At 29.1% G+C, this 14,125-nt stretch carries 7 protein-coding genes and 4 pseudogenes; 3 read left to right on the forward strand and 8 right to left on the reverse strand.

What is annotated here, in order from left to right; genetic code table 11:
* Window positions 1-435: 435 nt before the first annotated feature.
* The 4 genes and pseudogenes from DK405_RS06060 to DK405_RS06075 form a co-directional block, all read right to left on the reverse strand.
* Window positions 436-1,788, reverse strand: a complete 1,353-nt coding sequence (locus DK405_RS06060; RefSeq protein WP_045912975.1) for an outer membrane protein assembly factor BamB family protein — start codon at window positions 1,786-1,788, stop codon at window positions 436-438.
* Window positions 1,789-1,847: 59 nt separating this feature from the next.
* Window positions 1,848-2,525, reverse strand: coding sequence for a DUF2659 family protein (locus tag DK405_RS06065; protein WP_045912976.1), 678 nt, complete (start codon window positions 2,523-2,525; stop codon window positions 1,848-1,850).
* Window positions 2,526-2,663: 138 nt separating this feature from the next.
* Window positions 2,664-3,197 (reverse strand): annotated as a pseudogene (locus DK405_RS14120) (IS630 family transposase).
* A gap of 664 nt (window positions 3,198-3,861) precedes the next feature.
* Window positions 3,862-4,759: pseudogene (locus tag DK405_RS06075) on the reverse strand (IS982 family transposase).
* Window positions 4,760-5,026: 267 nt separating this feature from the next.
* On the opposite strand from DK405_RS06075, the gene ssb reads away from it, so the two are divergent.
* The gene (gene ssb / locus DK405_RS06080; RefSeq protein ID WP_045912555.1) at window positions 5,027-5,494 is read left to right on the forward strand and encodes a single-stranded DNA-binding protein; all 468 of its coding nucleotides are present in this window, start codon (window positions 5,027-5,029) and stop codon (window positions 5,492-5,494) included.
* 327 nt (window positions 5,495-5,821) lie between these two features.
* Complete coding sequence (locus tag DK405_RS06085) at window positions 5,822-6,433, forward strand: alpha/beta fold hydrolase (RefSeq protein WP_231967658.1); 612 nt, start codon at window positions 5,822-5,824, stop codon at window positions 6,431-6,433.
* A gap of 813 nt (window positions 6,434-7,246) precedes the next feature.
* Here the strand turns inward: DK405_RS06085 and DK405_RS06100 are convergent.
* The 3 genes and pseudogenes from DK405_RS06100 to lepA form a co-directional block, all read right to left on the reverse strand.
* A pseudogene (locus tag DK405_RS06100) lies at window positions 7,247-7,456 on the reverse strand (TraE/TraK family type IV conjugative transfer system protein); the annotation flags it as partial.
* Window positions 7,457-7,718: 262 nt separating this feature from the next.
* Window positions 7,719-7,985, reverse strand: a pseudogene (locus tag DK405_RS14125) (Rpn family recombination-promoting nuclease/putative transposase); the annotation flags it as partial.
* 39 nt (window positions 7,986-8,024) lie between these two features.
* Window positions 8,025-9,830, reverse strand: coding sequence for a translation elongation factor 4 (gene lepA / locus DK405_RS06110; protein WP_045912557.1), 1,806 nt, complete (start codon window positions 9,828-9,830; stop codon window positions 8,025-8,027).
* Window positions 9,831-9,981: 151 nt separating this feature from the next.
* Here lepA and prfB point away from each other — a divergent pair.
* Window positions 9,982-11,086, forward strand: a protein-coding gene (gene prfB / locus DK405_RS06115; protein WP_108883785.1) for a peptide chain release factor 2 whose coding sequence is annotated in 2 segments (ribosomal slippage) — window positions 9,982-10,050 and window positions 10,052-11,086 — 1,104 coding nt in all. Because the reading frame shifts where the segments join, the coding sequence is not laid out codon by codon here.
* 319 nt (window positions 11,087-11,405) lie between these two features.
* On the opposite strand, the gene DK405_RS06120 is transcribed toward prfB, so the two are convergent.
* A complete protein-coding gene (locus DK405_RS06120; protein ID WP_045912558.1) occupies window positions 11,406-13,895 on the reverse strand; it encodes a hypothetical protein in 2,490 nt (829 codons plus the stop codon).
* Between the last annotated feature and the right edge of the window lie 230 nt (window positions 13,896-14,125).

Here is a 14,125-nt window from a genome sequence, read left to right on the forward strand (position 1 = left end):
AGTTCCAAAATGTATAGTCAAGGAAGGTGATGTAGTTTAGTTATCACAGTTTCCATCACCTACCACATAAACGTAACGTATTGATTTCCAGTATTACGCTTTCCTGATAACTTAGCATCATTACCTTCTCTACTACACCTTTTCCAGCAGAAACAATTCAATTGCTTTTTCAGATTTAGCTTTTTCTCTTTTTCAAGTTTGAATTATCTTTTCCTTTCTTTATCTAATTTCTGATCTCTTAATTATATCAAACTATAGTTCTAATAATAAAAGTAAAATAACTACAGTTTAAATTACCAAAGCTAATAAGAGTGATCTATCTATTTTTAAAGATATGCGTTTATTAAATAAATGCTCTTAATTGAGACTGTATTTAATATAAAAAATATCTCCACTTAGAATACATAACATTTGGTAAACTAATTTGCCCGTATTCTATCTACTACTATTAACATAACTTTCGCCAAAAATATATAATTTATCCGACACAGCAAAGAATTTAGGATTTCTATTAATAGGTATACGAGATAGTATGTGACCATCACTTGGAGAAATTACTAAACATTGGTACTTACTAACTACTACTATATTGTTATTTATAGCTATAGGTGAAAGAGCATACTGTGTATTACTTGACCCTAATTTTACAAGCTTGTTTTTAATACTAGAAAGTAGCTTTTTATTACTCTTACTATTTTTTGTGCTAGATTTATCTTTGTTACTACCATATAAATTTATTACCCAGGTAATTTTACCATTATCAGATGACATAGCTAACAATTTTCCATCAATGGTTGTAACAAATAATGTATTACCAATTAAATTAAAATTGCTAATACCAGTAATATTTTTACTCCACTGCATAACAGCTTTTTGCCCATTCTGATTTTCTTCATCAACAGCACCAAATCTGTAAGCTTCTATAACCTCTTCGTTTGCTATATATAGTATATCATTATTAATAATAGGCTGAGATACTAAACTAGACAATGAAAATGTTTTCCAAGAATTTTTCTCTTCTGCTGTGCTTTTACCTAAACTTGTTGACCATACTAACTTTCCATTTTCTAAATTTAAAGCTACAATTTGATCTGAAGAATAACTTACAATAACCAAATTACCTCTTATTATTGGAGCAATTAAGCTATTACCAATAAGTGCCTCTTGTGCTCCTTGATGCATCCACATAATCTCTGCATTTGTTAGATTGATACAATATAGTTGTCTATTTACTGTTAAAACTAACATTAAATTATTATGTATTAATGGCGGTGCTTTAATTATATCAGGTAACCGTTTACTTAAAATTTCATCTCCATTACTAGCATTAAGTATAACTATATCTCTACTACCATAGCTAATATAAAGTTTTTCATCATTAAATAATATACTTCCTCCACCAAATCTTTTTTTGTTTCTGTGCTGAGGTTCTAATTTTTTTGTCCAAACCTTCTTCATACTATTTAAATCGTAACAACTTACTTGAGCATAATTATTTAGTATAAAAAGCTTATCTTGTATAACGACAGGTGGAGCAGATATATGATCAGCTAACTTCAGTTTATTAAACGCAATAAATTCTTTAACAGCAAAATTATTACTGCTAGCGTTTATAGGCTCTATATTATTATTCCAATTACTTATATGTTTTAACATTGGTAACATTACTTTGTTAGCTCCAATTTCTGCTTCCAGCTTTGGTGAATTAGATAACGATTCAACATTCTGAACAGTAGAACTTGACAATATTAAAGATAGTAAAGACAATAAAGCCAACTTTTTATTCATAAACACAAACCTATATTTTATTTTACTTAATTTTTATTGTTTAATTGTAGCTTTTAATTCTACATATTAATTTCATAATTTTGTTTTAGCATCTTAGCTTGAGACTTTAAATTCCAGGAAGAATATTTACTTTTTATTACTGCTTCTAAATATTGTATAGCTTTATTATCATCACCATTTTCATGAGCCCAAATAGCGTAATAAATTGAAGCAATAGACCAAAACGGCATACTTGGACTAAATTCTGAAAAGAGCTGTTCGATTAATTTAGTTTGAGAATCATAATTACTATTATCATCATTGTGCTTAACATCAATAGCCATAGCTAATAGATTTAATCTGACATATGCTTTAGTAAAATCACTATAATTTTTTATTGCTAAAATCTCATTTGCTAACTGTTTTACTTCAGTAAAACTACCGGCCTTAATTTTATGAACTAATAATTGAATATGAGCTAGCTCTTGAACTTTAGTATTATAATTAGATAATAAAAATTTTTCTAAGCTTTTAACTATTAGCTCAGAGTTATTTGAATCTTGATCAATTGAATCAATGAATATATCAGTTATTTTTTGATAATAAGCCTCTTGTCTCGCATTATAGAAATTATTTATCATCATTGCTGCTGTTATAAAAAGCGACAAGCCAAAAACTATTAGTAGAAATTTTTTGTAGTATAGCAAGCACTTTTGATAACGATCAGAGTCTTTAATCTCTTGTAATATATCTGCCATAAAAATTTATAATCTTTTTGTGCTATAAGTTTTATATCATAGCAACTGCATAAGCTACTTTAACAAGTTTATTATTCTTTTGCAATGGTTATGTTAAATATAATATACTAATAAGTAGTTTATAGTTTTACTTTATAGTCATTTACAACGAGGTTTGAGCATAAAAAAAGAGACAATAGCATCATAAGATTTAACAAATTGAGTAATTTGATGTCTAATACACCGCTTCATATTAGCCCAAAACTCCTCTATCGGATTTAAATCTGGAGAATAAGGTGGCAAAAAAATAACTATACAACCAACAGACTCTATTAACTCTTTAGTTTTTTTCGATTTATGAAATGCTACATTATCCATTACTACGAACTGAGCAGGCTTTAATTCCTTAATTAATAACTGCTCCACCTAAGCTTCAAATAATCTTGTATTACACGAACCATTGAATATCATAGGTGCGATTGATTTATTATTAACATAACCAGCTATAATATTTGTACGTTCATAATATTTACCACTCTTTTTGCTGCTCACATGAGTTCCTTTTTTGCTCCACCATCTATCCTTGCATATAGACATTCCAATGCCACTTTCATCTATGTATACTAAGTTTTCCTTGAGTATAGAACTTATCACTTGTTGATATTTTTCTCTTATTTCTGGTTTTGCTTCCATGTAGGTCAACGTTTTTTTTATAACTATAGCCAAATTTTTTCATGTAATAACTTGCTCCTCTTATTAAAATTTTAAAATGCTTTCCTGCTTATGTAAGAGTTACATTTGGATTTAGCAAAACGTATTTTTCAAATTCTATCTTATCTATTTTTCCTTTTTTGCTAGAGCGCGATCTTTCTTTATAATGACCTTCTGATTTATATCTTTTATACCAATTTCTTACTGTGTTTGCTGCTATATCAAATTTTACTGAGCTAGCATTACAACTTTTTCCTCAATTAACACATTTCATTACTTTATCTCAAAAGTCTTGGCTATATGATTTTGCCATTTCCTTTTCAGAATATTATATGCAAACTTCATTGTAAATAACTATACATATTCAGATGTTAAGCTTTAGTCTAAATTAAGTAGATGTAGTGTAACAAAGAAATGTTGCAATATCTCAGTACACTAAGGTATGTGCGAGTGAAGGCGCAGAGTTTAGTTATCCAAGCTTCCATCACACACCATGTTAAACGTAACTATAAGAATTTCACATATTACACTTTCCTGATAACTTCATATCATTGCTTATAGCCTATCGTAAGTTATTGCTTTCAAAGATCCATAATATCAAATTTGGTAATCATTATATAATCCAATTTTCTCATATGACGTCAATTTAGGATAAGGAGTCATGAGAAGAAGAAAAGATAAGATGGGGATTAAGTTTAGAGATAGAATAACTAGCAAGAGAAGCAATTATATGAACAAAGAAATTAAGAGGAGAGCGATGTCGAGTATGCTCTAAATGCATATGTTTTTTTAGTACATTAAAAACAGACTCAATTAAAGAACGTTTATTTAATAACCGATTATCTTGTATGTCCAATAAATATGTTTTTATATCTTTACGAAGATTAGTAAATAAACGTAGATCATTGGAGAAGAGTTGATGAAATAATGATTTAGATATGTAAGCTTTATCACCAAACAATTTACCAGATAAGACTTTAGAAATAATTGAAGCTACAGATAGGTCACTTTTATTGCCTTTAGTAATTTTAACTGACATTATTTTGCCTTTATTATTGATTATAAGATGAAGCTTAAAGCCTAAGAACAAACCATAACTACTTTTACCAATTTTAGAAATTTTGTTAAAAACTCTTTTTAGAAATTTTGTTAAAAACTCTATTGCTGGAGGTACGTTTATTATGACAAATTGTTAACTTTGTAGCATCGATGTAATATATACCAGCCTCTTCTCCTTTCAGATAATGCATTAATACGACTAATGGTAGCAACATTCTAGGCCACAGTTGTATTATTCTACTATAGCTTGGTAAGCAAAAGTATCCTTTATACTTATAACTCAAGTAATATAGATAATAATTTTTATAATCCTTGCATTAAGATACATAAAAATATATGGCTATTGTTAATAACTCAGCTAAGGACAACTTCCCATCTATGTTCCTTTGATTACTACTTGGTATTAATCTCTTTCTCTCCCACTCTTGGTATATCTTGCAAAAATTGTCTATTAAATAGTATACTGTTATAATACATTTTTTCATGTTGGGTTATTCCTTGTTTATTTAAATTTTTTTTATAACTCAACATTCTCTCTTTGTATACCTCTTATTCTCTACATTTCATATTTCCACTGATCCTAATCTGGCGTTATAAGCTTGTTTTTCGTAAGCCATGATTCATATAAATAACTGTATATCATACTTACTAAAACATAGTTTCAAAATAAACATAACAAAAAATATTAGCATAATATAAAATTTTAACTTATATTAAACGTTGTTTTCATAAATTTATTGGAGAAAAGTGTAATGGCTGGCAGCTTAAACAGAGTAACATTAATAGGAAATCTTGGTCATGATCCAGAAATTAGAAAAACAAATGACGGTAAAGAGATAGCAGCATTTAGCTTAGCAACAACAGAAACATGGCGTGATAAGCATAGTAATGAAAAGAAGGAGAAAACAGAGTGGCATCGTATAGTAGTATTTAATGATGGCATAGTCAATATTATCAAAAGTTATGTTAAAAAAGGTAGTAAAGTGCTTATTGAAGGTAGTTTACAAACTAGAAAATGGCAAGATTCATCTGGACAAGAAAAATATACCACTGAAATAATATTACAAAATTATAATGCGAGTTTAATTTTGCTTGATTCAAAATCTTCTAGTGATGCATCATCTCTTCATACTAAAACACCAAGTGATACGCTGTCTGTTCAAAACAAAACACATGCAAATTTAAGTCAATCACTAGATGATGATGATTTACCATTTTAGCTTATAGAATATTTCAAATGAACTTTTGAGTATACTAGTTATTAGTAATAAACGTAATAAGCATTAATAAAAATAATTATGAATTATTCTGTATTTGTGGCACGAAAAAAAAATCTAGAGTTAGTGTTAATAAACTTACTTATAAGTTTATTATTATCGAGTTATATCAATACAAGCTATAATGCTCGTGTAAATAGAGCAAACAAAGTTGTTCAAAATACAGAAATGAAACATGATATAATAAAAACTAATAAGTTCTTACTTACAGTTTTTCATAAAATCACAAACCCAAATACAAACTTTGTGTTTTATATTGAAGGTGATGGCTTGATATATTATAATAACAGTATATCTAATAATCCGACACCATTACTTCCGTTGGTAATAGAGCTTGCTACTATTGATCCGCGACCAAATGTGGTTTATATAGCCAGGCCTTGCCAATATACTCCTCTATCACTGCAGAAAAATTGCGTAAAAGAATATTGGACTAACAAAAGGTTTGCCAAAGAAATTGTCGATGCTATCAATGAGGCTATTGTAAAAATTAGTAATAATCAACTATGTGATATTATTGGTTACTCTGGTGGTGGAGGACTAGCAGTATTAGTTGCAGCAATTAACCCTAATGTCAGGACAATTACAACTATAGCTGGTAATCTTGATCATATTGCATTTAATAATTTTCATAATAATCCTCACATGACAGATTCTCTTAATCCTATTGACTATGCTGAACAAGTTAAGTACATACCACAGCTTCATTTATCTGGCATAAAAGACAAGATAGTACCCCCATTTATTGCTGATAAGTTTGTACAACACATAAACTTTGCAAAAGTAATTAAGTTTGAATCCATTAGTCATGATAAGGGGTGGAAATCAATTTGGCAAAAATTTTGCATACGTCATGAAGCATATATAGCTAAACCATTATAAAACAGTTATATTATATACTTTTTGAAAAGCGAATCTAAGTTACAGTGACACTTCATTCTGCTTGATTTAGCTTGAAACTATTTTTTCTCAATAAGATTTAAATCAGGAAAATAAGGCTGCAAATACTCTAATATGTCCATCTTTTTCTATTATAGTCTTTAAAATGCTGACTTTTATAAAAACTTGCATTATCTATCACAACCACAGAATTATTAGGTAATGTTGGAATTAAATACTGTTCTATCTAACAGCTAGAGCAGAAATTTATCTACTAATGCTCCTATAATATTAATTTTCTTTTATGGATGCTAACCATAAACGCAGTAATATCTTATGCCTTTGCATATCCGTGAGTTCTAGGTGTGTTATTAACAAAACTGCTCTCATTTGTAAAGACAATAACTTTTCCTTTATCTTTATACCTTTTTATCTTATTCTGGAATTCTAATCTCTTTGCTTTTTTTGTGTTTGGATATTTTATATGCAAATTTAGAATAAGAAACAGTTAGAAAGAGATAATATACAAGTGTTATAATGGTCAATGTTCATGTTATTAAGTATAGTATTATGAACTAATACTTGTAGAAATATGAGCAATAAATAAACTGTTATTAATTAGAATTATATTTAAATATTGCATAATTATAATTGCATATTATCTCTTGTAGACCTTTTGCATTATGGTTTTCATGCTTTCCCTTATCCTAATCTGGCGTTAATAATCTTGAGAAAGTTGAAGCAAAAAAACTCGAAAAAAGACTTGTATTATATGTTATAGAAGACGTGTTGATAAAAACTCTAAATTGCTAATTATTTTAAATAAGTCTCATGGTAATTTTTCGATGAAACACTTATTTTACGATCAGGCTCTATCGCTGGAATTAATAACCACTTTTCTTCTTTTGTAATTGCAACCATTATCACAATTATATTAGCTGCAGCAAGTAATATAGTTACAGAAAGTAAGAATTTATTATATTTAACCAGCTCTTGTATAGCATTTTGCTTAAAGAGATGATTCATTATTTGCCAACTTTTTTGCCTAAAAGCCTTGGATATCCTAATGGTGCTAGCAATAAACCTTTAGCTACTAAGAGATGCTTATAATAACACAGTAGTCTTAAACATTGAAGATATGTTAAGGACATTTAGGCCTTAAAGAATGGCCTTCTCAATGTTCAGTATAGTATAAAACTTGTAGTGTGATATAAGGCATCTATATGATTTAATAGCAATAGCACACAACACATCAAAGTGGAAAATTTTATATGTTGTATATTCATTATTATTTTGCACTATTTTTCAGATTTAATACTTCTTGTATTGATAAATCCGTATATTCAGCAATTATCTCAACTGAGAATTTAGATTTCAATAATTTTATTGTAAAATCTTTTTTTGCTTCAGCTTTACCTTTAACCTCATCAAACTTTATGAATTCAGCTTTAGCACGTTCGAGTTTATAATCTTCAACTGCTTTATTATCTCATATACGCTTTAACTCTTGTTCATAGGTTAGTAGTTCTTCTTCGCTCAAATTAAACTGATCTAATGGCATACTATCTCTTCGTTTATTTCATCTTTACTATTCTTAATCTTTATTAGTAATCTTCAATGCAGCAATAAATGCTGATTGAGGTATTTCGACGTTACCAATGTTTCTCATGCGTTTTTTCCCAGCTTTTTGCTTTTCAAGTAATTTTCGTTTTCTAGTAATGTCGCCACCATAGCACTTCGCCAATACGTCTTTTCTTAAAGCCCTAATAGTTTCTCGCGCAATTATTCTGCTACCAATAGCTGCTTGAATTGCAATTTGAAATAAGTGAGCTGGAATTAAATCTTTAAGCCTTTTGCATAATTCTCGTCCTCTAAATTCTGCTTTAGAACGGTGTACAATTGTTGACAAGGCATCAACAGGATTTCCATTAACTAATATACTAAGCTTGATTAAGTCGCTTTGTTTATAGCCATTCATCTGCCAATCAAAACTTGCATATCCCTTAGAGTAAGATTTTAGTTTGTCATAAAAATCAAATACTATTTCATTTAGAGGCAACAGATATACTAGTTTAGCTCTGCCATTTACATAAGTTAGATCTACTTGCACTCCACGTTTTTCAGTGCATAAACCAAGAATAGCTCCCAAATATTGATCAGGTATAAAAATAGTTGCTTCCACCCATGGCTCACTCATGCTTTTAATCTTTTGCATTTCAGGTAAATCTGCTGGATTATGTACATCAATCACCTTTCCAGTATTTAAGTATACTTTATACATAACACTTGGTGCAGTAGTAATCATATCAAGATCAAATTCACGCTCTAAACGTTCTTGAATAATTTCTAGATGTAGCAATCCTAAAAAGCCGCAACGAAATCCAAATCCAAGAGCGCCAGAGCTTTCCTGTTCAAATTCAAAGCTAGCATCATTTAATCTTAATTTTTGCAAGGAATCTTTTAAATGGTTAAATTGTGAAGCATCAGAAGGATATAATCCACAAAATACAACTGGCAAATTAGGTTTAAACCCTGGCAATATTTGAGCACATGGCTTTTTATCATCAGTTATTGTATCACCAACTCTGCAGTCAGCAACCTGCTTAATTGCTGCAGTAACAAACCCTATTTCACCAGTATATAGTACACCTGAAATTTGTTTTTTAGGAGAAAAAAAGCCAACATTCTCAACTGTATAAACTGCATTATTAGAACACATTCTAATTCGCATACCTTTTTCAATTTTTCCATCTACTACCCTAACTAGTATAACAACTCCAAGATAAGAGTCATACCAGCTATCAATTAATAATGCCTTCAGTTGAGATTGAGAATCACCATTAGGTGATGGTAATTTAGTTACTATTGCTTGCAAAACATCCTTGATACCTAAACCAATTTTAGCAGAAATCATTAAAGCATCACTTGCATCAATACCAATAACATCTTCAATTTGTTGCTGAACTTGTTGAGGATTTGCTGCCGGTAAATCAATTTTATTGAGAACAATCAAAATTTTATGATTATTGTCTACTGCTTGATATAAATTAGCTAAAGTTTGCGCTTCAACTCCTTGACTAGCATCTACTACTAACAATGAACTCTCACAAGCTGCCAAAGACCTACTAACCTCATATGCAAAATCCACATGCCCAGGTGTATCCATTAAATTAAGATGATATACACAACCATCATCAGCCTTATAAACCAGCCTTACAGTTTGTGCTTTAATAGTAATACCTCTTTCTTTTTCTATATCCATTGAATCAAGTACTTGTTGGCACATTTCTCGTGCTTCCAAAGCATTACAATACTCTATTAATCTATCAGCTAGAGTAGATTTACCATGATCAATATGAGCAATAATTGCAAAATTTCTAATATTAGATTGCTGTTGCATTTTTTTTAGTGATCTTAATTATTATCTGTTTTAAGTGATTTTAACCACTATAGCTATAATATCAATATACATTCATACCATGTAATAAAAAAATCTTTAATTCCATTCTACTTCTTAATATAATTGCCTGAAATATATTACAATTATATAAATGCGAATAGAACTTAAAGATTACATAAAAGAAACCAACAAAATTCTAGAGTTAATTAGGAGGTCGCTTTGACCCAGAAAGCTTAAAGTCTCAACTAGCTAAGTTAGAACATGATGTAGAGGACCATTCATTATGGAATAATTATCAACATGCATCTTTAGTCTTAAAGGAAAAAAAAACTATAGAGAATAAGTTAGCAACCTATAATAAAATTGCTTCAGCATTTGATGATTATGTTGAATTGAGCAACATTGCTATCAAAGAAAACGATATTGAGTTTATTCATAATATAGAACAAGAATGGAAAAAACTACAGGAAGAAGCTAAAAAGCTACAGGTTGAGTGCTTATTTACTAGTGATGTTGATGTTAATGATTGTTTTCTTGATATTAATGCTGGAGCTGGAGGTACTGAAAGTAACGACTGGGCCTCAATGATGTTAAGAATGTATCTAAGATTTGCTGAAAGCATGAATTTTAAAACAGAGGTTGTTTATTTATTAGATGGTGAGGAAGCAGGTGTTAAATCAGCATCAGTTAAAATCTGTGGACATAATGCTTACGGATGGTTTAAAACAGAATCAGGAGTACATCGTCTTGTTAGAAATTCTCCTTTTAATGCTCTTGGTAAAAGAATGACCAGTTTTGCTAGTGCGTGGGTATACCCGGTGATTAATGATAATATTCAAGTAGTTATTGAGGATAAAGATATTAGAATCGATACTTATAGAGCTTCTGGAGCAGGAGGACAACATGTTAATACGACTGATTCAGCGATACGTATCACTCACTTTCCTACTAAAATTGTTGTACAATGTCAAAATGATCGATCTCAACACAAAAATAAAGCCGAAGCTATGAGAATGTTAAAAGCAAAAATTTATGAGCTAGAACAAAAAAAACAAAATGAAATCATTAATAACCATAATGCTGCTAAAACAGATAATAGTTGGGGATATCACATCAGATCTTATGTTCTGCAGCCATATCAACTAGTTAAAGATCTACGTACTAACGTTGAAACATCTGATACAAAACGTGTATTAGATGGTGATTTGGAGAAATTTATTTATGCTAGCTTAATACACCAGAATATTACATTCTAATTATAGAAGAACTAACAAAAACAGGAATTCTCTTGAGAGAGTTAGAATGTGCTATGAAGCATAGATAAACTAGGTGTTCAGCATTGTGTAAATTACAGTAATGTAATAGCATATGAGTGGAGATGTTATACCATGTGATAGATCCTTAAAAAAAATCAACCACAATGGCATATACTTCCTGTTTAAAAAGAAATCTGTAATCCTTATCTTAGCTATTTTTAATGTAGCTCTTATATCGAACTATAGTTAATATAAATCTCACAACTCTTGGAAAACTTGTTACAATAAATTTAATTTTGTGTACTTTTTTGTTGCATGATTAACAATCATTATAATATTCAGTTTGATTAAGCATGTGTCCTATTACACATGTGGTAATATCAGTATTTACTGTAGTACTATCAGCTTCGTAATTACAGTCTTTACACGATTCCGTCAAAATTGGATTATTGCTAAGAGTTGAGTTACTAATAATATTTGATATTCCTGTATGATTAGCTTCGTTATCAAAAATAATAAAATAATTTCCTTTTTTATCTACATATGTATTACAAGCAAATAATCTAAAATCTTTTGTGCAAACCTTTAATTCAAACATGTTATGAGATAAGTGTTTTATACCAGATTGGTTGATATTCGATGAAACAAATTCTTTTTCTAAAGCATTACGATAATACATCTTTTTTACAGAATCTAATTTTAGGTCTTTGGAGATAGCGCAATAATATGTCTTTCCATTCCATGTACACTTCTTGACATCTGAATCAAAGGTACAATAAGTATGTTTTTTAGTATGGCAATGAATGTGCTGATGCTTATCATGCCTTGTAAACAAATCAGGGTGCTTTTTATATACTTGCATTAATTTTGTATAAAACTCATCTGGTGTATACCGTCTATCAAATCCTGTCTTTACACATGAATTATCTATACTTTTATCTACTTCACTTACTTCATCTGTGTCCACATTATCTAAAAAATCTACTGCATCTCCTGATTTTGTCTCTACATTTTGCTCCAACTCATTTTTGGTAGTTACTTGATTCTTCTTATGAGAAGATGTAGTAGCATGGTCATTTAATGATTCTTTTTTCAGTGATATACCTTGATTATTCTTACGTTTATCAGCTGTGTTATATTTTTTAAGATTATTTGCAACTATTACATCTGATGAAGGTTTGTTTTTTATAGAAGAGTTATTAAGAAGATTTGTTATATCATCTTGCATACTGGATAATGAGTGATATTTTGCTAAATCAGCGCAAATTTGTAGAATGTTATTACATTGCTGATTATTGTAAGTTCGTTGAATTTCATTACATTCAGGATCATTATTACAGGTATCAAAATGTTGCCAAAATTTTATCAGAACCCTTAGAACTGGTTCTGATAAAATTCTACCTGCAATCATTAATTTTTGCTGGTCAATTTCAGCCTTTATATTATATACATGTTGTACTTCATTACTGTAATCAAACTTACTATCAAAATTCAATCTGTATTCTAAGTATATAATTTCTTTTGGGAGTGATTCTGGTAACTTTTCTATATATTTTTCAGCATTGTTTTTATCACCTTTCAATATAAAAGTTGAAATTTTTTTATATAAAATAGCTGTATTCAGTGTATTATATACACCTGTAGAAAATTTTTGTAGTTTATCTGAAAATTTTAAATATCTAGCCCAATTTTCTTCATCATTTAGTATATTATATTTCAATACTGTTGATACAAAAGCATACTTATCTCTTTCAGAGGTTTTGTTAATTTTAAAAACAGCATCAATAGCTTTTTCGCAATGAAATACTTCATTCTCAAAGGTCCTGTTTATATGTAATACTGCAATGTTATACCAATCTTCTTTTGCCTCAAAATAAGACAATATAACTTTAGTAAGGCTTTCTGTTTTGTGAGCAGGTAATATAAAATAATTTAGAACATCTTCAAGGAAAGTTATAACATAATTTTTTTTATCATCTTCATTACTGGATTGTAGGTGTATTTCACAATCGTTAATGAAGTTATTAATATCATTTTTATTACAAGAGTGAACAATCTTAAAAAGTTTAGTTAAAAATATCTCGTAATCATTAGGGCAAGAAGTACAATGTTTGAATTTATCTTTTACTTCAGCTTCTTTAAAATTATGATATTGTATGTCACTTTTTTTTTTGCGTGGTGGTTTTTTTAGTTTAATATTAGGATTTAATATCTTTTCAGCTGCAATATTGCCTAATGTTTGAGCTGTTTTTATAGCTTTTTGTATAGACTCTTGTGTTACTTTACAGTTATTTAATAACAGAGTTATACCATGTCCAAAATTTAATGTAACAAGGTTATCAAAAGCCTCATCAACATCTATTTTGTTACTGTAATTTTTTATAATGAAGGAAATGAATTCATCATCTCTATTTTCGCAACTATCTATTATCATACACTTTATAATTTTGGGGTTTTCAGTAATCATATCATCTATTATTGATGAAAATTGTTCTTGTAGCCATTGTATAGCAAATTTATACTTACCGAACTCTGTAATAAAGCCCACAAATAATTCAGTAATACATTCTGTATTTATTTTAATATTTTGCGATTCTATAATTTTTAAAGTTTCGATATCTTCAGTTTTCAATGCGCAAGCGAAGATTGATTCTAATACAGCACCTTTATATAGAGATTTCTTAATTTTATCGGAAAATGCAGCATTTATTTCAATTATTTGTTGTTCAGCAGCACTGTTATTTACTGTTTTTTCAGTTTTATTTTTAATATTAACAACTTTATTATGCTTTTTTTTCTTTGCTTTCATAAGCTTATTTCCTTATTAAATGTATAATATCGCATAATACTTAATTTATATTAATCTTTCAAGATGAAATGTGAATTTATATTAATATGCTTTTAATGAAGGATAGAAAATATATAGAAAAAAGATGCAGCATAACTCAAAATGATATAGTCATAGAATAACTAACCTAATGGCTTCAATAAAAAAATGCTTAAAAATAATACAGATAAAACTAGCAAAGAATTGGCAAG

This window comes from Orientia tsutsugamushi (assembly GCF_900327275.1).
Taxonomy (GTDB): Bacteria; Pseudomonadota; Alphaproteobacteria; order Rickettsiales; family Rickettsiaceae; genus Orientia; species Orientia tsutsugamushi.

Coding starts and splice junctions, on each gene's coding strand:
- DK405_RS06120 (WP_045912558.1), bottom strand. CDS start 13,895: ATGAAAGCAAAGAAAAAAAAGCATAATAAAGTTGTTAATATTAAAAAT.
- lepA (WP_045912557.1), bottom strand. CDS start 9,830: ATGCAACAGCAATCTAATATTAGAAATTTTGCAATTATTGCTCATATT.
- DK405_RS06065 (WP_045912976.1), bottom strand. CDS start 2,525: ATGGCAGATATATTACAAGAGATTAAAGACTCTGATCGTTATCAAAAG.
- DK405_RS06060 (WP_045912975.1), bottom strand. CDS start 1,788: ATGAATAAAAAGTTGGCTTTATTGTCTTTACTATCTTTAATATTGTCA.
- ssb (WP_045912555.1), top strand. CDS start 5,027: ATGGCTGGCAGCTTAAACAGAGTAACATTAATAGGAAATCTTGGTCAT.